Annotated in this window: 19 protein-coding genes; 11 read left to right on the top strand and 8 right to left on the bottom strand. The window is 67.1% G+C overall.

Translation table 11 applies throughout. The annotated features are described in order from the left end of the window. Positions 1-126: 126 nt before the first annotated feature. Together HS99_RS35575 and HS99_RS35570 are read right to left on the bottom strand one after the other, a co-directional pair. Entirely contained in the window at positions 127-1722 is a 1596-nt protein-coding gene (locus HS99_RS35575) for a multicopper oxidase family protein (protein WP_030552568.1), read from the bottom strand. 86 nt (positions 1723-1808) lie between these two features. Continuing rightward, on the bottom strand, positions 1809-2219 hold the full coding sequence (locus tag HS99_RS35570; RefSeq protein WP_030280016.1) for a DUF6153 family protein: 411 nt from the start codon (positions 2217-2219) through the stop codon (positions 1809-1811). 286 nt (positions 2220-2505) lie between these two features. On the opposite strand from HS99_RS35570, the gene HS99_RS35565 reads away from it, so the two are divergent. The 4 genes from HS99_RS35565 (at position 2506) to HS99_RS35550 (ending at position 6023) form a co-directional block, all read left to right on the top strand. Further along, on the top strand, positions 2506-2913 hold the full coding sequence (locus HS99_RS35565) for a hypothetical protein (protein ID WP_141763880.1): 408 nt from the start codon (positions 2506-2508) through the stop codon (positions 2911-2913). 3 nt (positions 2914-2916) lie between these two features. Next, on the top strand, positions 2917-4620 hold the full coding sequence (locus tag HS99_RS35560; protein WP_030552575.1) for an alpha/beta hydrolase: 1704 nt from the start codon (positions 2917-2919) through the stop codon (positions 4618-4620). Continuing rightward, complete coding sequence (locus HS99_RS35555; RefSeq protein ID WP_030552576.1) at positions 4617-5144, top strand: hypothetical protein; 528 nt, start codon at positions 4617-4619, stop codon at positions 5142-5144. Before HS99_RS35560 ends, HS99_RS35555 begins: the two co-directional genes overlap by 4 nt. Positions 5145-5315: 171 nt before the next feature. Then, positions 5316-6023, top strand: a complete 708-nt coding sequence (locus tag HS99_RS35550; protein WP_030552578.1) for an alpha/beta hydrolase — start codon at positions 5316-5318, stop codon at positions 6021-6023. 66 nt (positions 6024-6089) lie between these two features. On the opposite strand, the gene HS99_RS35545 is transcribed toward HS99_RS35550, so the two are convergent. Then, positions 6090-6977 (bottom strand): LysR family transcriptional regulator, encoded by an 888-nt coding sequence (locus tag HS99_RS35545; protein ID WP_030552580.1) that lies wholly within the window; start codon positions 6975-6977, stop codon positions 6090-6092. A gap of 138 nt (positions 6978-7115) precedes the next feature. Here HS99_RS35545 and HS99_RS35540 point away from each other — a divergent pair, with 138 nt between their 5' ends. The 7 genes from HS99_RS35540 (at position 7116) to HS99_RS35515 (ending at position 12584) form a co-directional block, all read left to right on the top strand. Beyond that, positions 7116-8162: a YncE family protein gene (locus HS99_RS35540; protein WP_030290871.1), complete on the top strand. Its 1047-nt coding sequence runs from the start codon at positions 7116-7118 to the stop codon at positions 8160-8162. 139 nt (positions 8163-8301) lie between these two features. After that, positions 8302-8910 carry a hypothetical protein gene (locus HS99_RS35535; RefSeq protein ID WP_030290869.1) on the top strand — a complete coding sequence of 203 codons (609 nt, stop codon included), beginning with the start codon at positions 8302-8304 and terminating at the stop codon, positions 8908-8910. 227 nt (positions 8911-9137) lie between these two features. Continuing rightward, positions 9138-9872, top strand: a complete 735-nt coding sequence (locus tag HS99_RS35530; protein WP_030290868.1) for a WXG100-like domain-containing protein — start codon at positions 9138-9140, stop codon at positions 9870-9872. Continuing rightward, positions 9869-10525 (top strand): NucA/NucB deoxyribonuclease domain-containing protein, encoded by a 657-nt coding sequence (locus HS99_RS41925; RefSeq protein ID WP_232543001.1) that lies wholly within the window; start codon positions 9869-9871, stop codon positions 10523-10525. The genes HS99_RS35530 and HS99_RS41925 overlap by 4 nt, the downstream gene beginning before the upstream one ends. Positions 10526-10543: 18 nt before the next feature. Continuing rightward, the gene (locus HS99_RS35525; RefSeq protein WP_030552583.1) at positions 10544-11362 is read left to right on the top strand and encodes a hypothetical protein; all 819 of its coding nucleotides are present in this window, start codon (positions 10544-10546) and stop codon (positions 11360-11362) included. 5 nt (positions 11363-11367) lie between these two features. Beyond that, entirely contained in the window at positions 11368-12000 is a 633-nt protein-coding gene (locus HS99_RS35520; RefSeq protein WP_030290866.1) for a hypothetical protein, read from the top strand. Between the two features lie 185 nt (positions 12001-12185). Beyond that, the gene (locus HS99_RS35515; RefSeq protein WP_030552585.1) at positions 12186-12584 is read left to right on the top strand and encodes a YccF domain-containing protein; all 399 of its coding nucleotides are present in this window, start codon (positions 12186-12188) and stop codon (positions 12582-12584) included. A gap of 60 nt (positions 12585-12644) precedes the next feature. Here the strand turns inward: HS99_RS35515 and HS99_RS44345 are convergent, their stop codons facing one another. The 5 genes from HS99_RS44345 to HS99_RS35505 all read right to left on the bottom strand — a co-directional run bounded on the left by HS99_RS44345 (position 12645) and on the right by HS99_RS35505 (position 21948). Next, positions 12645-13349: a hypothetical protein gene (locus HS99_RS44345; protein WP_141763879.1), complete on the bottom strand. Its 705-nt coding sequence runs from the start codon at positions 13347-13349 to the stop codon at positions 12645-12647. Positions 13350-13850: 501 nt separating this feature from the next. Continuing rightward, positions 13851-14294: a hypothetical protein gene (locus HS99_RS35510; protein ID WP_141763878.1), complete on the bottom strand. Its 444-nt coding sequence runs from the start codon at positions 14292-14294 to the stop codon at positions 13851-13853. Then, positions 14291-15088: a hypothetical protein gene (locus HS99_RS44340; protein ID WP_141763877.1), complete on the bottom strand. Its 798-nt coding sequence runs from the start codon at positions 15086-15088 to the stop codon at positions 14291-14293. The genes HS99_RS35510 and HS99_RS44340 overlap by 4 nt, the downstream gene beginning before the upstream one ends. Before the next feature lie 139 nt (positions 15089-15227). Further along, complete coding sequence (locus HS99_RS44335; RefSeq protein ID WP_141763876.1) at positions 15228-15572, bottom strand: hypothetical protein; 345 nt, start codon at positions 15570-15572, stop codon at positions 15228-15230. A gap of 10 nt (positions 15573-15582) precedes the next feature. Further along, a complete protein-coding gene (locus HS99_RS35505; RefSeq protein WP_050366906.1) occupies positions 15583-21948 on the bottom strand; it encodes a polymorphic toxin-type HINT domain-containing protein in 6366 nt (2121 codons plus the stop codon). Positions 21949-22794 lie beyond the last annotated feature (846 nt).

The following is a 22794-nucleotide window of genomic DNA, read 5'->3' as shown; positions in this document are numbered from 1 at the left end:
AACGTCATGGATGCGCAGGTCGGGGCGGGTACCGCGGTGCGGCCGGGCGCGGGGCGGGCAACGGGCGGGCCCGCGCCGGGGCGACGGGGAGTCCCGCCGCCCCGGCGTCTCGGATCCCGGACGGGGTTACGCGTGGTAACCGAGAACGGTCATCATGCCGGTCTCGGAGTGGTACACGTTGTGGCAGTGCACCATCCACAGCCCCGGGTTGTCGGCGTCGAAGTCGACCGCCAGGGTCGTGCCCGGCAGCACGATCGCGGTGTCCTTGCGCGGGCCGTCGGCGCCGAGCGCGAAGCTGTGCCCGTGCAGGTGGACGGGGTGCCACATGCTCGTGCTGTTGCGGAACTCCAGCCGCACCCGCTCGCCCGCCGCGACCGGGTAGCGCTGCGCCGGGTCGTACCTGCGGCCGTTGAACGCCCAGTCGGCCTTCGCCATGCCGCCGGTGAGCTCCAGCCGGACGGTGCGGTCCGGCGCCTTGGCGGGCAGCCGCACGCTCGCGTCGGCCTTCAGCTGCCCGGCGGTGAGCAGCCGGCCGTCCAGCTCGGCCGGGCGCACCGAGGCGTCGGGCGCGGCGCCGCCGCCGGTGCGCAGTACGGCCAGCGCGGCGGCGTTCTTGCCCTCGGCGAGGGCGGTGAGCGGGAAGACGCCGTCCTTGACGGTGACCAGCACGTCGTAGCGCTCGCCCATGCCGAGCAACAGAGCCTGGGTGGTGGCCTGTTCGACCGGGAAGCCGTCGGTGTGGGTGACGGTCAGCTCGTGGCCGCCGAGGGCGACCCGGTAGGCGGTGTCGCCGCCCGCGTTGATCAGCCGGATCCGGATCCGGTCGCCGGGCTTGGCGGTGAAGGTCTCGGGGGCGCTCGGCAGGCGGCCGTTGACCAGGTGGAAGGGGTGGGCGACGTCGCCCGCGTCGCCGCCGAGCAGCGGGCTCGTGGCGCCCATCAGCATCCGGGAGGGGCCGGTGGCCGGCGTGGGCGTGCCGCCTCCCATGTCCATCCCGGGCATGCCGTGCGAGGAGTGGTCCATCCCGCCCATGCCCTTGGCGAGTTCGGCGAGCACGGCGTCCGGGGTGCTGCCGTCGACCCCGTCCAGCCAGTCGTCCAGGACGACGACCCACTCCCGGTCGTAGCGCAGGGGCTCCTTCGGGTCCTCGACGATCAGCGGCGCGTACAGGCCCCGGTCCTGCTGGACGCCGGAGTGCGGGTGGAGCCAGTAGGTGCCGGGGTGGGAGAGCGCGAAGCGGTGGTCGAAGGAGGCGCCGGGCCGGACCGCCTCCTGGGTGACGCCCGGCACGCCGTCCATGTCGTTGCGCAGCGCGAGGCCGTGCCAGTGCAGCGAGGTGGGCTGGGGCAGGTGGTTGGCGAGGGTGAGGGCGAGCGTGTCGCCGAGGGTGGCGCGGACCTCCTGACCGGGCAGGCGGTCGCCGTACGCCCAGCTGCGGACGGTGCGTCCACCGAGGTCGAGGGTGGTTTCGGTGGCGGTGAGCGCGACCTTGCGCTCGGGGCCGGGCCTGCGCCTGGCCTCGGCGGCCGCGACCTCGGGGCCGTTCGGGGAGACGAAGCCGGCGGGGGCGATGGCCTGGCCGGTCGGCCCGTGGTTCACGGCCGAGTGGTCCATGCCCTTCATCGGGTCCGGGCCGGCGTCGTTGGAGCAGGCGGCGAGCATTCCGGTCCCGGCGGCGGCGAGCGCGGAGACCAGGACGGTACGACGGGTGGGTGTGCGCATGACGGGTGCACCTCGTGCGGTGGTGTGGGCGTGCAGGACATCGCGTCGGCCGCCCCGTACTCGGGCACGGGACGGCGGACGCGCGCCTACTGACGCAGCACCGAAAGTCTGCCGAGGAGTATCCGCCCGCCCCCGGGCGGCGGCTGCGCCCGAACGGCCCGCAGCAACCGCGCCCGCAGCTCGGCGGCGGCGTCACCACTGCGGCGCAGCAGCGGCCCGACCAGCAGGAGCACCAGCGTCCAGCCGACCAGCACGGCGAGGCAGACCGCCATCGGGTCCATGCCCTCCGCGGCGACGGGCTCCACGGTCGCGTGCGCCGACCCGGCGGCCACCGCATGGTGCCCCGCCATCGGCTGCCCAGCCGTCAACTGCGGGCCGTGCCCGCCGTGCCCCCTGCCCGGGTGGCCGAGCGTGTGCATCGCCACGATCCCGAACAACAGGGCCGCGAGGATCACCAGCCGCGCCGGCGACGAACCGTACGAGCGCTGCTGCGCCATGACCCGCCTCCCGCGCCCGCCTCGATCCTCCGCTTACCCCTACAGGGTATCCGACCTCCCACCTGGAGGTCTTTTCCCCTGTGTCTGGTCCGACCGCACCCCGCCCACCTGAGCCGGCATCCCGTTCGGGGCCGCACCTTCCTGCCGGTGCGGCCCCTCCGCATCCGGCCGGTCCGCATTCCCCGTGTTGCGCCTGAGCGATCGGCTAGCATGCGCGTCAGTTTTTGATCACTACGGACCGACTGAGCGACCTACCGGTCCGGATCCAACGGGGGAACGAAAGAAAATGGCAGATCCTGACGCGGGCTTGGAGTTCAAGGTCAAGCCGGGCGAGTTGGACGGCTGCGGGCAGAGCGCGCAGCACATCGGCGGCCTGATACCGGGTGAGACCTCGAAGATCAGCGACCCGTGCAACCAGGCCGCCGGGGGGCTGAAGGGCTGGCTCACCGCCGGCGCCATCCAGAACTGCGGCACCAACTGGAAGACCCTGCTGGACAAGCTCGGAACCGACATGGGTGACGTGGGCACCAAGCTCGGCACCTCGGCCACCTACTACCGGCAGGCCGAGCAGAACGCCCACAACAGCATGAAGAACCCGAGCGCGCCCGCCGCGAACGGGTCGGAACCGGACCCCTTCGGCACCGACTTCACGCCCGGTCCGGTGAAGCCGCGCAGCGCGAAGGCGGCCGAGTAAGCGATGGACATCAAGACCCTCCACGACGCCGACATCATCGGCATCTCCACCGCGAAGAGCGCCTTCGACACCCTGGCCACCGCCTTCGGCCAGCACATCGAGTCCTGGCAGCACGACGTCGTCGACCGGCTGGGCCACTCCGAGTGGACCGGGACGGCCGCCGGGCACGCCAACACCCGGATCTCGAACCTGGGCACCGAACTCCAGTCCGCCAAACAGGAACTGGGGCTGGTCAGCCGCGCCCTCCAGGACGCCTACGACGGCTTCGCCGCCGCCCAGGCCCACCTGATCAGCGCCCTCGACGACGCCAAGACCCACAAACTCACCGTCGCCGCCGACGGCGGGATCACCTGGGACAAGGACCCCAACTCCCCGAACTTCGCGGGCAACGACGCCGAGAACCAGGCCAAGCAGATCCAGTCCCGGATCACCGCCGCCCTCAACGAGGCCGACCACGCCGACCAGACCATCAACACCAGGCTCGGCCACCTCGCCACCAACGCGAGCAACGGCACCGGCCTGGACTCCGCCACCGCCAAGGCCGACACCGACGCCGCCAACGCGCTGGAGCAGGTCCCCGCCGCCGGCACCGACCCGAACAGCGTCAAGGCCTGGTGGAACGGCCTGACCGACGAGCAGCAGCACCGGATGATCCTCAACCACCCCGACCAGATCGGGAACCTCGACGGCATCCCCGCCGTCGCCCGCAACGATGCCAACCAGATCAACCTGGCCCGCGGCAAGCAGGACATCCAGCGCCAACTGGACGGCCTCGGCCCCGCGCCGGCGACGACCATCGGCTCCGGCAGGTTCATCCGTCCGAACCCCGCCTACACGGACTGGCAGCAGAAGCACGACGACCTGACGGACAAGATGACCGGCATCAAAGCCATCGAGGCCCGGCTGAACACCAAGGTCGACGACCAGCACCCGCCGACCTTCCTGCTGGGCTTCGACACCAACGGCCACGGGCACGCCATCATCGCGGTCAACAACCCCGACACGGCGAACAACGTGTCGACCTACGTCCCCGGCACCGGCGCGCGCCTCGGCAGCATCAACAGCGACATCAACCGCTCAGACCTGATGGTCGCCTCGGCCAACACCGCCAACAGGCAGGCCGGGGACAAGAGCACCACCTCGTCGATTACCTGGGTCGGCTACGACGCGCCGCAGAGCATCATCCCGGAGGCCGCGGACGACACGTACGCGAAGAACGCGGAGGACAAGCTGGTCAGCTTCGAGAACGGGCTGCACGCCACCCACGACGGGAAGATCGGGAACAACACGATCCTGGCCCACAGCTACGGCACCACGACCGTGGGCTACGCCATGCGCGACCACGGCCTCCCGGTCGACAACGCCGTCCTCATCGCCAGCCCGGGCGCCGGCGTCGAGAACGCCAAGGACCTGCGCATCGACCCGTCCCACGTGTACGCCGCCCAGAGCCCGGCCGACGCGATCGGCTGGGCCGCCGCCACCGACCCCAGCGGGATGGGGGACAACATCTGGGACAACATCAAGAGCGACTGGGGCTTCGGCGACGGCGACCACCACCTGATGTACGGCCGGCAGACCACCGCCCCCCAGTTCGGCGCGAACGTCATGCCCGTCGACCCCAACGCCGGACACTCCGACTACTGGAACGCCGGTTCGCCCACCCTGACCGCCATGGGTCAGGTCATCGCCGGAAAGCCGATGCAATGAGCGCCAGCAACCGCACCCCCCTGACCAGGGCGGCCACCGCGGCGGCCGCCCTGGCGGTCACCGCGCTGCCGCTGACCGCCTGCGGCGCGGCCACCGTGCACGAGCGGTCGAAGCCCACGATCACCCTGGACCAGGCCAAGACGCAGATAGACGGCTACCTCGCCGACATTCTGGCCAAACTGCCGGTCCGGCCCGTCTCGACGCCGGCCTCGTTCTTCGACATGGAGTGCGACGCCAACGACATCGGCCCGCACGGCCGGCAGCAGACCAGCCGGGGCTACGACTTCGGCGACGTGTCGTCAGACGTCAAGGTCCAGGCCGTGACCGACTACCGCACCTTCCTGACCGGCCAGGGATTCCAGCCAGTTCAGGACCCCCCGAACTTCCATCACGCCTGGATCAAACTGAAGAACCCGCAGAACGACTTCCTCGCCACCCTGGACGGAACCTCCGACTCCAGCCGCGACCTCACCCTGAAGGTCAGCTCCCCCTGCGTCTGGCCCAACGGCACCCCGCCCGCCTAGCACCGGCCGCTGGCCCAACTCCCGTTCGGGGCCGCACCTTTCCAAGGTGCGGCCCCTTCGTACGCGCACCCCGCAATCCCCCTTGCCCGCTCTTCACGATCCGCTAGCATGCGTCGTCGGTTACCGCAACGGGCCGCCCCAGCAGTCGGCCCGTGACTGACGGGGGGACACATGGCGGACCCGGACGCGTCCTTGGACTTCAAGGTCAAACCGGACGAGTTGGACGGCTGCGGACAGAGCGCCCAGCACATCGGCGGCCTCATACCCGGCGAGACCGCGAAGATCACCGACCCGTGCAGCCAGGCCGCCGGCAGGACCACCTCGTCGATCGCCTGGATCGGCTACGACGCCCCGCAGAACATCGTCCCCGAGGCCGCCGACGACACGTACGCGAAGAACGCCGAGGACAAGCTGCACGGCTTCGAGGTCGGACTCCATGCCACCCACGACGGGAACATCGCCAACAACACCATTCTCGGGCACAGTTACGGCACCACGACGATCGGCTACACCATGAAGGACAAGGGCCTTCCGGTCGACAACGTCGTCCTCGTCGGCAGCCCCGGCGCCGGTGTCGACACCGCCCGTGACCTCCACATCGACCCGTCCCACGTCTACGCCGCACAGAGCCAGGGCGACCCGATCGGCCTGGCCCCGGCCGTCGACCCCGGCGGGCTGGCGGACAACGCCTGGGACAACATGAAGTCCGGCTTCGGCTTCGGGGGCGACGACCACCATCTGATCCACGGCCGGCAGACCACCGCCCCGGAGTTCGGCGCGCAGATCCTGCCCACCGACCCCAACGGCGGGCACTCCGACTACTGGAACGCCAACTCGCCCACGCTGCCCGCCATGGGGCGGATCATCGCCGGCAAGTAGGGCCGCCACTTCCTCCTCCCGGCCCGGGGCCGTACCTCCGCGAAGGTACGGCCCCGAGGCCGTTTCTCACACCTGCCGCACGGCGGCCGCCAGGTGCGTACGGAACCAACGCTGGCCCGGATCGGCCGAGTTGCGCGGATGCCAGGCCATCCCCAGCTCCAGCGGCGGCAGTTCGAGCGGGATCGGGAAGGTTCGCAGGCCCAGCGCCTCGAAGGTCCGCGGCAGCCAGTCCGACGGGCCGAGGGTCACCAGGTCGCTGTCCCGGGCCAGCAGCATCGCGCCGGTGTGGCTGGGCACCACCACCGCGACCCGGCGGCGCAGCCCGCGGTCCGCCAGCGCGGTGTCGATCGGCCCGTGCCGCCGGCCGCGCCGGGAGACGCCGATGTGGTCGGCGGCGGCGAAGCGCCGGGCGGTGATCCGCCCCTCGAACAGCGGGTGGCCGCTGCGCGCCACGCCCACCACGGTCACGGTGACCAGCGGCCGGGTGCGGACCTCCGGGTCCAACTGCCCGAGCACGCCCACCTCGACGTCCACCACGCCCTGGCGCAGTGCCGGTCCACCCTCCATGGCCTCGGGCAGGAAGACCACGTCGACCCCCGGCGCCTCGGCCCGGATCCGTTCGGTGAGCGGACCGGCCACCCGAACCAGCACCGCGTCGCCGGCCTGCACGGTGAAGGTCCGCTCCAGGTGCGCCGGGTCGAAGCCCGCCCCGGGGCGCAGCAGGTTGTCGCAGCCGCGCAGCAACTCCGCCACCTCCTCGCGCAGTTCGAGCGCCCGAGGGGTCGGGACCAGGCCCTGTCCGGCCCGGACCAGCAGCGGGTCGCCGACGGCCCGGCGCAGCCGGGCCAGCGTCCGGCTCACCGCCGCCGGTGAGGTGCCGAGCCGCTCGGCGGCCCGGGTCACGCTGTTCTCCTGGAGCAGGGCGTCCAGGGCCCGTAGCAGGTTGAGGTCCATCCATGGCTCCTGAACTGCGGTTTTGCGCTGTGGTCAATGATCCCGTGCCAATACTTGCATTGTTCGGCCGGCGCGGGGCGCGGAGAGTGGGACCGTCCGAACTGTTCCCGCGACACGTCATCACTTCCAGGAGCCCACGTGCCGAACGACCCCCGTTCCCACCTCACCGGCGACGTCCTCGCCGTCGTCAGCCAGAGCGGCGCGACCGTCTCGTTCTTCGACGCCGCCACCGACGCCCTGCTCGACACCCTCGAAGTCACCGCCGAACCGCACGAGTTGTGCTTCGACCCGACCCGGCGCCTGCTCTGGTGCACCACCGCCTACCACTCCGGCTACTACCACGCCCACAGCGGCCGGAGCACCAAGCTGACCGTCATCGACGCCGACACCCGCCGGATCGTCGAGGTGATCGACCTGGCCCCCGAGCACGGCCCGCACGGGCTCGCCCTGGACCTGGACCGCGACCGGCTCTACGTCAGCGTCGAGGCCTCGGCGGACCGCCCCGGCGGCGTGGTGGTCGTCGACCTGGCGACCCGCCGCCCGCTGGGCCGGATCGACACCGACGCCCCGGGCCCGCACTGGTTCGCCATCTCCCCGGACGGGCGCACCGGTTACGCCACGAACAAGGAGGCACCGTTCGTCTCCGTGGTGGACCTCGGCCGCGGCGTGCTGACCGCCAAGGTGGAGGTCCCCGGCAGCGAGGGCCTCGCCGTCTCCCCGGACGGCAGCCGGGTGTACGTCGCCGCGCCCTACCTCGGCTTCGCCGGCAAGCCGGACGCCGAGCCCGGCATCCACGTGATCGACACCCGTACGGCCTCCGTGGTGGAAGTCCTCCCCACCGGGTCCGCCGTCATACCGGTCCATCTGACCGCCACCGGCCGGCTGCTGACCGGCGAGATCAGCGCCACCCCCGGCACCGACTCCCCGCTCGGCCGCCAGGACCCCGGCCGCCTGACCGTCTTCTCCGCCGCCACCCACCGGCCGCTCGGCTCCCTCGAGGTGGGGCAGTTCCCGCTGACCATCACCTCCTCCCCCGACGGCCGCTTCGGCTACGTGTCCTGCGTCGTCTCCTCCACCGTGGACGTCGTCGACCTCACGACCCTGACCCCCGTCAGCCGCCTCACCGTCCCGAAGACCGCCGAACCGGGCGCTCACGGCCTGGCCTACCTCCCGCGCCGGGCCTGACACCACCGGGCTCCGGGCGCGGACCGCGCCCGGAGCCCTGCCGTGCCCGAAGCCCCGCCCACGCCCCGAGTCTTGTCGCCGCCCGGAGCGGAGAGCATCCTGAGGCACACCCGTTGTTCCGGGGGTGGGGGGAGGCACGATGAGACGCGGCTTCGGCGTGCTCTGCTCGACGCTCGCGCTGCTGGCGGCGCTGACCGCGGCTACCGGGTGCGAGCCGGTCGTCGACTCCGGCGCGTTCCGGCCCCCGGTGCTCAACCCCGAACCCGCCCCGTCGTCCGCCCAGTGGATCGTGGACCTCGTCGCCGGGCTCAACACACCACCCCGGTGCCCCAAGCCCACGCTGCCGACCCTCGCGGTCCTCGACACCGACGGCCGGAACCGGGCGGTCGCCTTCTGGCTGGTGGACCACCTCGACGTCTGCTACGCCGCCATCAACCACCGGGGCGAAACACCCACGACCATCTGGTTCTCTCCCATCGAGGACCTCGTCGCGCGCACCCCCATGCCCGCCGACACCACGCCGGGCGTCGACTCCTACGCCTTCACCGCCTACCGCGGCCGGGTCGACGACATCCAGGTCACCGGCGACCCCGACCACCTCGTCAGCCCCGTCCACCACCTCACCGTCGACCTCGGCATCGGCGACCTCGTCACCTTCGCCGCTTACCACTACCGCATCCCAGCGACCGGCAAGCCGCTCACCCTCACCCTCTGCACCCCAACCGCCCCCTGCCGCAACGCCCACTGACCCGGCCCGCCGCGACCGAGCCGCTTCCGAGACGCTCCGAACCCTGTCGCCGCAACTCGGCGGCGGAACCTGGCCTCATCGGGTCGCTACGGGAGTGCCCGAAGAAACGCCTTCAGCCTTCACCGTCTTCGACTGCCTCTCACACCGCACCACAAGAAGGCCTACGCATCGTTAGGCCGGTGTGATAATGGCAATGTTCTATGTGCACGTCGCTCTCAGGGGGATGCATGGCTATTGAGTTGCCGGGCGAACTGGTATGGGTCATGGACTTGTTGGGCCTGCCATGGCCCAAGGTCAATGAGGACAAGGTGCGGGAGTTTGCCGGCCACGTTCGGAAGTTCGCCTCCAACATCGACCACACCCACGCCGAGGCGACCGCCACCCTTCAGGAGATGGCGCACCATTACCAAGCCAAGTCCTACGAGCAGATGGTCGCCCGCTGGTCGAAGATGACCAACGATCACCTGCACGAACTGGTCGCCGTGTGCAACGCATCCGCGACCGCTCTCGACGCGGGTGCAGATGCCATCGTGGCGATGAAGCTCGCAGTGATCGCAGAACTCGGCGTACTCGCCGCCGAGGCCGTGGGCGGGGCGATAGCCACTGTCGCGACGCTCGGCCTTGCCTCGGCCCTTGACGCGGTCGCCGTGGCCGCGACCCGGCGAGTCGTCAGCACGGCGATCAAGGCGGCCGAGGAGGAGATCATCGCACTCCTCATCACCAGGGCCACAGAGCCGCTTCAGAGAGAGGTCGAGAAGGCCGTCAAGGGCATGGTCTTCGCGGGCGTGAAGAAGGCTCTGGCCGGTGTGGATGGGGATCTGGTGGCGGACACCGGCGAGGGCTTCGCCATCAACCCTCTTGAGCTACTCGCACTGGCCGACAAGATGACAGGTCACGGAGAGGCTGTGCGCGGCCACGCCAAGGACTTCACGACAGCGACCGCGGCGGTGAGCTTCGCTTGAGCCGCCACCCGATCACCAAGGCACTGGAAGACGCCGCCAAGAAGATCGGTGCCACGATCAGCAAAGAGGCTGCGGCCGCAGTCAGCGACATGTATCACCATGCCGCCCATGGCACCAAGCAGGTCGCAAAGAATGTGGCCGCAGCCGATGAGGCGCACAAGAAAAAAATACTGGAGCTGGCAGAGAAGATCGCAGCCAACCCAGGCAAGGGCGGCGAGGGCTCGCAGGCTCGGATCGCGGCGCAGCACGATGCGAGGACCAAGCTCGCCTCGGCAGTCGGCGTGAAGGGCGACTTCGATGTTGAGTACCAGATCGATAGCGCCAAGTATCCGGAGTCCGCAAAGCACATCGCGGAAGCTCAAAAGGGTATGATCTGGCGTGGCCATTCACATAGCTCCGGTAGTCCGCTCCCTTCCGTCCTGACCATCGACCGGGGGGGCGCCCATCAGAACCGCAAGGATTCGCTACGAGGGATTCGAACCAACCGCGGGACTCAACGCGATGAATACCCTCCGGCCATGTTTAAAGAGGGCGGGACCGGGGCCAGTGTAAAACACATCAACGGGTCCGATAATGGCGGATCTGGATCGACGATGGGGAATGCGCTAGAGCCACTCCTAGACGGGACGCGAGTAAAGATAAAAGTGATCTAATGGAGATTGGAGGCGGCTATGAATAAGAGTGAGAAAATTATTTCCGATGCGAGGAAAGGCAACTTCCTCGCCGATCTTCCGGACCTGCTGGAGATTGCAACCAGGAAGGGCGGGGCTCGGGGGCCGGTATGGGAGGCCGCAGCCGCGGCGGTACAGATCCTCTTCTGGACGGGCGAGTTCGCGCAGGCCGCCGATCTGACCCAGGATCTGATCGAGCGCGATGGCCCGCTCGGTGGAGAGCTGTGTGATCAGTCCACCCCCTTCCGGCCGGCGCTTCTCGCGGGCCAGCTCTACGCGGATGAGCCAGCTGCACCCCGGCTAGCCGCCTGTGCCGAGCGCATCCCGGACGGCCGCTATATGCGGAGGGACTTCGAGTGGCTCTCCCAGGAACTGCCTCGACAAGGCGTGGAACCCCTTCTCCCTTGCCACAGCGACTGGGGTGGTGCGGTTCGCCCGCTGGACGGCGTCATCGGCGCGGGACTCGTCGACCGGAACTACCACGAACTCGACAGGAAGCAGCGCCGACTGGTGTGGGAGGCGCTGTCTGAGACCAACGACTTCACAAGGGCGCACCAACTGCTCACCGACACGGGGGAGGAGCCCGAGCAGTACTCCATCTGTCTGTGGATGGCAGGGTGGTATGCGACCCGTGGCGAGGTCGAGCACGGCGAGCAGATGCTGCTGGCCGCGCACAGCCGCTGGTGGCCCTTTGCCAAGTGGGACGCCATCCCCGATGCGCCCGTTCTCCAGCCGACCCTTCGTTTGGTAGTCACCGACAAGGTGCGCGACCATTACCTCACCAGGCCGATCGGCCCAGAAGCACAAGCAGCGGAGTGAAACGGATGTCCGACAGCCCCCTGGACCAGCTGATCGGCCGCGCCCGCGGCCCGATGGGCCCGGCGATCGAAATCGACTTCGGCCACGAGACCGGACCGCTTCACGAGCTCGGAGTCGCGCTCGGCCGGATGAACGGCTTCTTCGCCTTCAACGCGGGCATCCAGGTCTTCCGGGCCGGGGAAGAAGGGCTGGGGCCCGACCTCCTCTCCTGGAACTCTGACGAGCTGTGGAAGAGCACGTACGGCGGCTTGGCCGACAACGTCCTCTGCTTCGGTCAGGACCTCTTCGGCACCCAGTTCGCGATCGTCGGCGGCGAACGCGTTGTCACCTTCGATCCCGAGACCGCAGAGACAGAAGATCTCGGAAGCAGCCTGAACGACTGGGCCGCCTGGCTGCTGAGCGACCCGGACGTGAACGCCGCCGCGTCCTTCGCCTACGAGTTCCAGAAGCAGAACGGCGCCCTCGCCCCCGAGCAGCGTCTCGTGCCGCTCCAGTTCTTCGTTGCGGGCGGTGACTACAGCTTCGAGAACGTCGTCGTCCGGGATGCGGGCGAAGCGATGCGGATCAGGGGCCCGATCGCCCAGCAGATCCACAATCTTCCCGACGGCGGCACACTCAGCCTGGGAGTCACCGAGTAGTCGGGCCGCAGTCCGCCAATGCCGCTCCGGGGCCGTCGACACAACGCCAACGGCCCCGGAGCAGTGTGCCGAGGCGACGACCCGGAGCCGTCCCTGAGGAACGGCCCCTAAGGGCGTAGACACGCTCGCCGGTGGGCATGGCACGGTCGTAGTTCCATGTCATCAGCCGTGAGAAGGTACCAAGCATGAGTGCAGTGAAGTTCATCCTCAATGTCATCTGGTTGGTTTTCTGCGGCATTTGGATGGCTCTTGCCTACGTGCTCGCCGGAATCATCTGCTGCGTGCTCATCATTACCATCCCGTTCGGCATCGCCTCGTTCCGGATCGCCGGGTTCATACTGTGGCCGTTCGGGCGGACCACCGTCGAGCGCCGCGACGCCGGGGCGGCGTCCTGCGTGGGGAACGTGATCTGGTTCGTCTTCGCCGGGTGGTGGCTGGCACTCGGGCACCTGATCACCAGCATCCCGCTGTTCCTGTCGATCATCGGGATCCCGTTCGGCTGGGCCAACCTCAAGATGATCCCGGTCTCGCTGATGCCCCTGGGCCGCGAGATCGTCCCAACCGACCAAGAATGGGGAGCCTGATAGTCCCCACACCCGCCGACGGCCGGCGGGGGCAAGATGACCCGCAGGCCATCAGTGAAACTAGAATGGAGGAGGTTCGTCCAAATCCTCCAGCAGAGGAGGATCCACGTCTTCGGAAACATGGTGACCGAACCGAGAGGCGTAGTCCTGAATGGTTGAGTCGTGCTGGACTGAAATAGTAAGCATCCAGAGCTGCTCGCCAGGCTGCTCGTAACCCACCAGAGGAACCGCTAGGCGGGCGAGGGCATCAGCGCTGCACCAAAGTCTCGTCTCCGACTCCTCGCTTGAAAGTGCGGAAAAATTCAAAGGCAAGAATGACTGTAGGGCATCATTTGACATCGACTTATCAATGAATGTCGTAAACTTCCGTTTACTGCCAATGATGGCCTCGCGTACGGTGCAGTGGAGGAGGAACTGCCCAAGGCCCTGGCCAGTGCTGTGCCAGTCGCGCGATCCTGATTCTGTGCAGAAAACCTGCCGGTCGCTACGACCTGCGTGGATGGCCCAGTAGTAGCCATGCTGGTTTTCACGCCAGAACGTGAGCATCCCGTCGGCTGCTGGTGCAAGATCCGGAAGCGCCACTGGGTGATCTTGGAATATGACCGGTGCGCCCACGCGCGCTACTGCTGCGTGCCACTCTGCAAGCTCAGGAGGAACGGCGGGTTCCATGCCTGCCTCAATGGCATCTGCCACTCCTGTGGAGCCGCACCAGCGCTGCAAGAAGCGATTGACGCTGTCTCTACCGATCGATAGCAGTTCATCCATGACAGCAAAATACGCCATCGATGCGCACTCTGGATCGCTTGAATTGGTTGCCATCACAGCTCGCGCACATAATCCAAGATGTTGCCGGGGTGATTTTGAAACTTCGCCAACATGCTATCAGCAGTCATCGCGCATTCCGTACGTGCTTGCGAGGAGCTACCCGAATTGGTTGTAAATCCAGAGCTTCGCACCCTTCGGCGGGCATCCTCAATCGGCTTGACCGGAACTCCTCCAGCGCGCGCATAAGCAAGCCGCGACAGAATTCATATATGCCACCCCGATGCGCCCGACAAAGTTCTCGGCGGTTGCACGAATATCCGCCCATCGGCGATCAGACGAAAGCGGGCTTCGCCGGAGCCGGGTCCAGCGAAGCCCACTACCTCATGTATTGAGCCCGAACTTTGGGTTGGGTCCGCGGCGCGGGTAGTAGTTGGCCCCGATAGTGCAAAGCGTCAACTCTCCGAGCAACGGAGCTCAGCCCTTATGGCAATGAAACATTCCTCACTTTTCGCCCAATTTATCCTGCATCACCATGATTGCATTGCCGCGCACCTTGACAATGTAGCCGTCATCCTGAACAACGATTACGAATCCAGTGACGGGCGAGACGACAATCACGCTCGCGTACATAAAGTAGTCGCGGACGCGAGTAGGGAACGCCTTGACGAAATCAACAAGACGTGAGGCCTCAACAAAGAATGGTCCTTGATCTTCGTCAAAGCTGGTGCTGTTCACTACGATGAGGGGGCCTTCGAGGTCATCGCAGTACGACAAGAAGTCATCCTCGATGACATCGGAATCGCGCTCTTCAATGTCAAAGGGTGCCCAGCCGTCCAAAGGGATGCCGGCAATCCTGTCCGGATCATACGCCGTTGACCCAGGTAGAACTGCAGCCAGCAGCATTTCCGCGAATTCCCAATTGACATGCTTCTTTACTGCGGTCACCTGAATTCACGCCCCTTTACGAACACCTTCAACACGGTCTTCCACTTATTCCCCTTGCTGACACCAAGGTCATTGTTTTCCAGCTCAGACAGTTTGACGCGAGGACCCTCCGGCGGGTTTTTATGCCCATCGAGATTAAAGTCAATATCGCGATGCCTGCCATTGGGGAGAGTGCCGCGCCAAAACTCTGGCTTCCTGTTCGCGAAATTATCCAGGCTTCCTCCAGCAAGGTGATCGGCGATCGCCAAAAGATCATCTTCGTTGGCGACGGTAAGACGCTCCACCTGTTCGCCAGCCGAGTTTGTCACCATCCGCGATTCGACGGAAACATCGCATCCTGCAAGCAGGCGGGCGGCTTCATTGTCGTTGTGTACGAGTATCGGCGTGGCGCCCGCCAGCGCGTAGTACGTGTGGAGGTTTGCGATGGTGCGGCTATAGGCCGGCCGGGGGCTGGTTCGGTAGCTGCGGACCTGGAGGACGGATGCGGTCTTGCCGTCCGCGGTTCGCAGGCATTGGCCGATTTTGAGGGTCACTGGCGTTAGTCCAGTGCTGGGTGGTCTCATCCCAGTATGGATGCTTTGGGGTGGAGGTGATCGTGGAGGTCTTGGACGAATTTGAGGGTCGGCGTCCGTCAGATCGGTGAAGTCGCGGTCGTTCGACCCGACGATGGTGTTGGTGACTGGTTCGGCGTTCGTCGTGTCGGTTTTTGGGTCTGTTGCGATGACTTCGCCGCCGAGATCAACCACCGCCCATGCAAAACGCTCGGCTGGGAAATCCCAGCCGAGCGCCTGCATAACAGGTCAGAGCTTGATCAACTAGCCCTGCTGCAACAACCCTGGGAAACCGCCGATATCCAACAGGGCTCAAGTTCGGGCCACTCTCCGACCACGGTCCCAGATGGTTCTGCGTGAGGGCAATTCGGTCGCGTCGATCTCACATCGAAACCCGGAAAAGACTATTATCCAGCTCACCATCAACCATCACCGGCGAGGATAGATTTTCTCGCAGGTGGTTGACAATCCGGGACGCATAGATGAGAGCCCCTGGTGAGATGACAGGCTGCCTATCAAAAACTGAAAGGCGAACATTTCCCGGAGCAGCCCCCACCAGAGCGGCAATTCCAGAAAATCCGGCACCGGGAGAGGGGAGCTCCATTCTAGACAGGTCGACAGACTCGGACAGCGACACATCCCAGCTAAAGGAGAACCAATCACCTACCTGAAGCGGATCAGGGATCCGACTAATCGAAACTCTCTCAGGATACTCTTCGTCCTTCATTTGATCCAATCTATCCCACCGGAATAATGTGCGGCCAGGTGGCATGTTGATTAATGGCCTCGAATGCCTCGGGCGAGAATATCGACTGCGTCGGCTTCTCTAGATTAATCAAGTGACCCCTACTTTCCAGGTCTTGCACGACAGACTTTGGAAGTCGGCAAATCAGCACGCACACGTCACCTTTCGCCGCATGTCGACTTCCCCAATAGGCGGCCGTCTCAACTGCAGCCGCGCGATCTGCCTGGTCAACCTGAATGGCATAGAAACTTCCAGGGGCCTTCGAATAGACAGAATTCGCGACATTGGCACCCGAGTCGAGGCCATTTGCTGCAATGTTGCGAGCTGACTCCATGGTTGTCCCATGCGCGAAGTCAACGGTCTCATCACAGTTATCGTTGTGAACGAGGACCGGCGTGGCCCCCGCCAGCACATAGTACGTGTGGCGGTCGGCGACGGTGAGGTCGTATGCGGCCTGAGGGTTGGTGTCGTAGTTCCGCACGGTCAGGACGGTGAGGGTTCGGCCGTCTGCGGTGCGGAGTTCATCTCCGGTGTGGAGTTCCGAGGCGTTGGTCCAGCGCTGGGTGGTTTGGTCCCAGAAGGGGTGGTGCTGGGTGCTGGTGAGGTTCTCCGCCTTCCTGGAGTCGCTGGTGGAGGCGGTGGCCTGCAGGGTCAGGTCGGTGAAGTGCTCGTCGTCCGGTGTGCGGATCGTGTGGGTGACGGGTTTGGGCTCGGTCTTCCCGGTTGTCGGGTCCGTCGCCTGGACCTGGTCGCCAGTCTGAAGGGTCTCGATGGCTTGAGATGTGCCGTCAGCCAGGAGGACGCGCGTGCCTGGAGGGAAGCTGTGCGCGGCGCCTGCCAGAAGGCTGGTGATATCGCACGCCGCGTTGGATGCGGCGCTCGCTTCTTGTTCGACCTTTTCTGCTTCGTTGGTGGCCTTTGCGGCCTTTTCGGCGAGCTGTGTGCCCTTTGCGGCGATGCGCTCGCCGGGGATGGCGCCGGCGAGGTTCTGGGCGGCACTCAGGTAGTTGCCGTCGTGGGCGTCCATGACGGCGGACCCGACAGCGCCGACGGTGCTCACCCCTGGGATGTACTGGAGCGTGTCAAAGAGTTCGTGGACGCTGTCCTTGACTGTTCCGCCGCGGTAGATGATGAAGATGTGCTTGGAGACGTAGACGGGGTGGTCCTTGTTGCCGCTATACCAGTTCCAGTAGCCCTCGGTCCAGGAGCCGTCGCGTTCGAGTTTGAACGTTTCGGTGGTGATGTTGCCCTTGTCGTCGGAGCAGGTGCCGAATCCGCCGCAGACGCCGTCGGGGCGTAGCCCGCTGGGGTCGCTGAGGTTGACGGGGTTGTTGTTGCTGTAGGCGTAGCCGTTCCACTGTTGGGGGTCGGCTTCGTCGAGGATGGGGTCGGGGCTGATGAAGCGTCCGCGGGCTGGGTCGTATTGGCGGGCGCCGAGGTTGGTGAGGCCGGTGGTGTCGTCTTTGCTGCCGCCGACGTAGCCCTTGGTGCCGGCCCATGCGGAGGCGTCGGGCTGGGTGCCGCGGGGGTTGCCGAAGGGGTCGGTGGGGCGGCGGGTGACGGTCTGGTTGGGGTCGGTGTTGATCTGGACGCCGTTGGTGCCGTGCGGGTCGGCGGCCTGGATCAGGACGGCGCCGCCGCCGATGGGCGCGGTGACGCGGGTGAAGGTCAGGCCGCCAGGGGCGGCGATGGAGCGGACGTTGCTCAGCGAGCCGTTGGGAACCGAGGTGTCGAGGGTTAGCTCGTCGGTGGGCAGGTTGAGCGTGGTCTTGCCGGGGTTGCGGCGGATGAGCTGGTTGCCGTCCGCGTCGTAGAGGTAGGTGGTGGTGGCGCCGGTCTGGCCGGACTTGGTCAGGGAGTCGAGTTTGTCCTCACCGTTCCAGGTCAGGGTGGTGGTGCCGCCGGTGTCGGTGATGGCGGTGGTTCGGCCCTTGGCGTCGTACTGGTAGGTGACGGCCTTGGTGCCGCCCGGGCCGGTGGTGGTGGAGGTGAGCAGAGCGTGCGGGCCGCCGGTGCCTCCGCCGCTGTTGGAGGCGGTGGTGGGGGTGTTGGTGGTCTTGGCGGCTCCGAAGGTCTGAGTGGTAGTGGTGTCGTTGAGGCTGTTTCCGGTGATGTCGTGCTGGACGAGGCCGGCGCGGTTGCCGGTCGCGTCGTAGGTGTAGGTGTTCCAGTAGGGTGAGGGGCCGCCGACGGTGCGGCCGCCGGGGTTGACGGTTGCCGGGGCGTCCTTGTTGGTGCAGCCGCCGATGCCGGGCACGCTGGTCGAGCTGCCGGTTCCGTGGATGGTGCCGGAGGAGTCGGTCCAGTCGGCGATCGTGGTGACGGGGCCGGTGTCGGTCCAGGCGCCTGTCAGTCGGCTGAGGTGGTCATAGGTGAAGCACTGGGTGTCGGTTGCCGAGGCGTTCTGGATGTTCGTGGCCGAGGTGATGCGGCCGGACGGGGTGTAGGTGTACGAGGTCTGGTCGACCGCAGTGGTTCCGACCTGGCGGTCGACGAAGGAGTTGATGACCCGTCCGGTGGCCCAGTCGTACTGCTGGGTCGAGACGACCTGCGTGCCGTAGTCACCGGCCGTCGTGCGGATGGGCCGTGCGAGCGCGTCGTAGTCGACCTGCATGACCACGGTCTGGTCAAGGCTGGCAGCGGAGAACAGGAGTCCCGTGTTGCTGTTGGCGTAGGTGACCGACTCGGCCGGAAGCCCGCCGGCCGCGGGGATGTTGGTCTTCGTCAGAGCGCCGAGGACCGAGCTGTAGGAGTTGGTTGTGGTGTAGGTGCCGGCGAGGGCGCCTTCCTTGGAGGGAATCGTGACGGAGGTGCCGAGGGGTCGGTACGCGGTGTCGTAGCCGGTGACGGCCTTGGTGTAGGCCACGCCGTTCGCCCCGCCGACGTATCGGGTGGAGGATGTAGGTTGGCCGTTGACGAGGGTGTCGTAGGTCCAGGAGGCCAGTTGGTTCGCGGGTGCGACGCTTCCGTTGTACGTGCCGGTCTTTCGGCCGAGCAGGTCGTACGAGTAGGCGAGGGTGTTGCCCTTGGCGTCGGTCGTGTGGTCGATGCGCGAGTTGACGTCGTAGGAGGTCTGAGTCGTACCGGTGTCCGGGTCGGACGCGGAGACCTGTCGGCCGCGCAGGTCGTAGGTGTAGTTCCAGGTGTTGCCGCTGCTGTCGGTGCGGCCGGCGGTCTGACCGGCCGGCGTGTACGCGTACGTGGTGACGTCTGCGTCAGCGCTGTTGCCCGTCGCGGTCGGCGTTCGGTACTGCCAGCGAGCAGTGGTACGGCCACGGGCGTCAGTCACGGTCGAGGTGGCAGTTCCTCCGCCGGGTGGGGTCACATCGGTGCGGTCAGCACCCGGGTAGCTGGTAGTCGTGGCCCACTGGAGGTTGCCGTTCGAACGGAACTCCGACCGCACGACACGCCCGTTGCCGTCATAGGTGTTCCAGGTCTGGCCCGGAACCTGCCCGTCGGCCACAGGCATGAAGATCGAGTTCGTCGGGAACGAGCTCTTCTCGTAGTACGGGGCGGAGGTCTTGATGACCCAGCCGTGTGTGTCGTAGACGGTGTCGGTGATCAGTCGCCCGTTGGGTCGGGCGTCGCTGGTGCGCTGGCTCTGCCGGGGGCGGCCCAGGCCGTCGTAGAGGTCGATGTTCGCCGAGTAGGTGCTGGCACCGTCGTTGAGGGACTCGGTCTTGACAGTGGACGGTCCAGCGGTGCCCCTGAGGGAGTAGGTGAACTTCTTGCTCGCCAGGTCCGTGGTCGGGCGTCCCGGTGCCCACACGGCGGTGAGGCGGCCGAGGGCGTCGTACTGGGAGGTCGTGACACGGCCGTTGACATCGGTGCTGGTCAGCACGGACCCGCGAGCCGGGTCCTGCGTGGTCGTCGTGGTCCAGCCCGCTCCCATGGGCCCAGTGGTCTGCACCTGAGTCGGGAGCGCACCGGAGGCAGGCGTGAAAGCGATTTTGGTCACTGCGGGCGTGACTGACGGGCCGCTGACCTGATTTCCGGCGGCGTCATACGTGGAGCCGTCGGTGGTCGACGTCGTCAGGCTTCGCCCGTAGGTGTCGAAGGTCGCGCTGCCGATCTGCACGTAGACGGGATTGCCGGACTGGTCGAAGTGATCAAGTGTCTGGGAGCCGGTCGGCTCGCCGGTCGCGCCCGCCTTGCCGAAGGGCTTGCCGTCGTAGATCGTCCGGCCTGCGGAGAGCGTGCTGGTGGATGTGGCAGTGCCAGAGCATGCCCCCTGGAAGGAGGTCTTCTGCGAGACGAGCGTGAGCAGCTGCGGGTTGTCGCTGGCCGCGTAACCGGTCGTGGTGCAGATCTCGGGGGTGGCGGCGGTGCCGTCGCCCTTGTCGTCGACCTTGATGACGCGGTTGCCGTTGGCCGGTTCGGTGGTCGTTACTCCCGTGGTCGTCCGCCATGTTCCGTCGGCGAGCTTGGCCTTGGTGATCGCGGTGGTTTCGGAGTCCGCGTACCAGGCGAAGATCTGCGGCGCACCGGCGCTCTGGGCGTGGGTCGCGGACTTCTGCTGCCCGTTGTAGGTACTGCCGGATGTCGTCGTGACTGTGCCGCCGGCCTGGTCGAAGGTCTCGGTGGCGACGACGCGGCCGTTCAGCTGGTTGCTGTCGGTGACGGTGCCGCCGAGGGGGCTGGGGACCTGGACGCTGCGCTTGGTCGTGCCGTCGGCGAGGTGGTCGCCGTCCATGCCGCGCAGGTAGGTGACCTTCTGCTGGCTCTTGGGGGCTTCGCCGGGGTCGGCGTTGCCGGTGGTGGTGGTCACCGACTGGTAGCCGCGGAAGTCGTCCCAGGTGCGGGTCTTGGGGTCGGTGAACTCGGCGTCGTTGCGGTGCCACGCGGCCCCGCCGTTGTAGGTGTACTCGGTGGTCTTGGAGATGGCAGGGGTGCTGACGAGGTCCTGCTCGACGACGGTCTTGACGAGGGGCTTGTCGAACCAGTCGTTGACCGGGTCCTTGGAGGACTGGCCCGGCAGGTACCACTTGACGGGCATGCAGGCCATCGCGTTGCCGTCCTCGGAGGCCGGCATGTGGTTGTTGACCCGGGAGCACTCGGGGTCGGCATAGATGACGTTGATCCGGCCGCCCATCTCGGTCGTGATGCTCTGGATGCGCGGACGCATGAACATCGGCGATGCCGGGACGAGACCGTCGATCCGGTTGGCGCGCATCTTGTACTGGAACTGCACCGGGGGCAGGTCCTTGATCTCCGCCTGGCCGTTGCTCGGGACGTGCTGGACGGCGTCGAGCTGCAGGAGGCGCTTGGTGCCGTCGCCCGGGTCGGCGAGTTCCTGGTTGAGGTTCCAGGTGTCGACGGTGCGGTAGGCGTTGTTGACCAGAACCTGGGTGCTGATCGCGGTCAGGCGCTTGGTGGTGAAGAACGTCGGCGCGGAGACGGTGCAGGAGCTGTCGGTGCAGATCTGGTCGACCGGTGTGTCCGGCCACGCGTTCGGGGTGCTGGCTCGCTTGGCCTCGGAGCAGTCGTTGGAGGCGTCGGGTATGCAGCGTTCGGCGACGGTGAAGAGGACCTTGGCCGCCGGGTTCGCGCCGCCCTTGGCCGCCTTCTGGTCATCCAGGCGCTGGCCGTAGCCGATCTCCTTGAGGTAGCCGGAACGCTGGTAGTCGGTGAGGGTGCCGTTGCCGTTGCTCTGGGCGTTGCCGCGCTTGTACTTGTTGCCTTCGGCGGCGTACTTGTAGGTGGTCAGGTTGCCGTGCGGGTCGACGACGTAGTCGAGCTGCCAGCGCCAGGCCATCTGACACCAGGAGCTGTTTCCGCTGCCGGCGTTGTAGCAGGGGTCGCCGCTGTTGGGCGAGTACACCGGCACGGTCAGGACGGAGTTGGCGGCCGGGTCGCTGCCGTCGCCGCCCGGCAGGTGGTTGAGGCCGAAGTAGTACTGGATGCCGTCAGGCGTGGTGATCCGCCAGTACTCCATGCCCTGGTAGTCGATGTCGCCCGCGGCCTTCGGGGCGCCCGTGAGCTGCTCGACCTTGGTGCCGTCGTCGCTCGAGAGGTGCCAGGTTCCGGTCGCGTCATCGCGCACGATCGCGCCGGAGTGGCCCGCAAGGGAGAGAGTGGCGTTCTGTCCGCCCCAGCACTGGTCTGCGGAGCCGGTGATGCCGGCCTTGTCGCAGCCGCGGTAGGAACGTTCGATGAAGCCGGGCTCGTAGCCCCAGCCGTCACCGACCCACGAGGGTTGCGCGTTCGTGGCGGACGTCTTGCCGTCCACGTCCGCAGAGTTGTAGCTCAGCGCCACAGCGGGTGCCGCGTTGCCGAGGGCGGGCGGCACCTGGATCGGGTAACTGTAGGTGAAGTTGCCCGCGTTGGAACCCGAGGTCCAGGCCGACGACGGGGACATGGGAGACGCGGTGTAGGTTCCCAGTGCGCCGGAGGGTGAAGGCGTCGCGGAGAGCACGAGCGATCCGGCGCTGCTGCTGGTACTGGCGGTGGCCACGGTCTGTGCGGGCGCTGCCGTTGTGGTGAAGGAGGCCTTCACGGCACCCGTCTGCCCCTGCCGGGGAGTTGCCGCGGGCGGCAGGGTGACATCCGCTGTGATCTCACCTTGCCCATCGGCTTTCGCCGTCACGGGGGTCTGGGTACGGCACTCCGGCAGGTCCGGGGTGGTCAGTGCACAAGGCGGCAGAGCGACAAGGGAGGCCCGGTCGGACCATCCGGTCGCCTGCAGCGCCTTCAAGTCCAGGGTGACGCTCGCCGCGCGTCCACCACTGCTGGCGGGCGCCTCAGCATCAGTCAGGGCGATGAGCGGGCCGTTGACTCCGGCGGCCTTGCCCTTGTCCTGCCCGGTCACCTGAACCGTGACCGTGTGCGCGCTTTCTGTCTTGCCGGGGCCGGGTGCGACGCGGACGGCGAGTGCTCCGGCCTTGGTGCCGGTTGCGCCGCCGGAGGCCGGTGATGCTCCGCCGGTCGCCTTGCGCGCGGCCTCGGCTTCGGCGCTGTCGGCCCCGACCGTCACCGTCGCTGTGCCCGTCGTCAATGGCGCCGTCGGTTCAGGCGTCCAGGCAGGAGCCTTGGCCGCCGGGGGAGGCGCCGGCTGGGCGTCGCGCCCCTCGACCGAGACGGTCCCGTCACCAAGCGGCGTGTTCGGAGGCGTCCAGACCTTCCCCTTCTGCGTGGGGAAGGTCACCGCCATCGCCGACGGCACGCTCACCCCGGTCATTGTCAAGGCGACCAACGCCGCCACAGC

It is taken from the genome of Kitasatospora aureofaciens, from assembly GCF_001188955.3.
Taxonomy (GTDB): Bacteria; Actinomycetota; Actinomycetes; order Streptomycetales; family Streptomycetaceae; genus Kitasatospora; species Kitasatospora aureofaciens.
This window is presented reverse-complemented; position numbering and strand designations above follow the sequence as displayed.

Coding starts and splice junctions, on each gene's coding strand:
- HS99_RS35520 (WP_030290866.1), top strand. CDS start 11,368: ATGTCCGACAGCCCCCTGGACCAGCTGATCGGCCGCGCCCGCGGCCCG.
- HS99_RS35565 (WP_141763880.1), top strand. CDS start 2,506: ATGGCAGATCCTGACGCGGGCTTGGAGTTCAAGGTCAAGCCGGGCGAG.
- HS99_RS44340 (WP_141763877.1), bottom strand. CDS start 15,088: ATGCAGGCGCTCGGCTGGGATTTCCCAGCCGAGCGTTTTGCATGGGCG.
- HS99_RS35535 (WP_030290869.1), top strand. CDS start 8,302: ATGAGACGCGGCTTCGGCGTGCTCTGCTCGACGCTCGCGCTGCTGGCG.
- HS99_RS35555 (WP_030552576.1), top strand. CDS start 4,617: ATGAGCGCCAGCAACCGCACCCCCCTGACCAGGGCGGCCACCGCGGCG.
- HS99_RS35570 (WP_030280016.1), bottom strand. CDS start 2,219: ATGGCGCAGCAGCGCTCGTACGGTTCGTCGCCGGCGCGGCTGGTGATC.
- HS99_RS35550 (WP_030552578.1), top strand. CDS start 5,316: ATGGCGGACCCGGACGCGTCCTTGGACTTCAAGGTCAAACCGGACGAG.
- HS99_RS35575 (WP_030552568.1), bottom strand. CDS start 1,722: ATGCGCACACCCACCCGTCGTACCGTCCTGGTCTCCGCGCTCGCCGCC.
- HS99_RS35515 (WP_030552585.1), top strand. CDS start 12,186: ATGAGTGCAGTGAAGTTCATCCTCAATGTCATCTGGTTGGTTTTCTGC.
- HS99_RS35530 (WP_030290868.1), top strand. CDS start 9,138: ATGGCTATTGAGTTGCCGGGCGAACTGGTATGGGTCATGGACTTGTTG.
- HS99_RS35560 (WP_030552575.1), top strand. CDS start 2,917: ATGGACATCAAGACCCTCCACGACGCCGACATCATCGGCATCTCCACC.
- HS99_RS35525 (WP_030552583.1), top strand. CDS start 10,544: ATGAATAAGAGTGAGAAAATTATTTCCGATGCGAGGAAAGGCAACTTC.
- HS99_RS44335 (WP_141763876.1), bottom strand. CDS start 15,572: ATGAAGGACGAAGAGTATCCTGAGAGAGTTTCGATTAGTCGGATCCCT.
- HS99_RS35545 (WP_030552580.1), bottom strand. CDS start 6,977: ATGGACCTCAACCTGCTACGGGCCCTGGACGCCCTGCTCCAGGAGAAC.
- HS99_RS35505 (WP_050366906.1), bottom strand. CDS start 21,948: ATGTCCCCGTCGTCGGCCTGGACCTCGGGTTCCAACGCGGGCAACTTC.
- HS99_RS44345 (WP_141763879.1), bottom strand. CDS start 13,349: ATGGATGAACTGCTATCGATCGGTAGAGACAGCGTCAATCGCTTCTTG.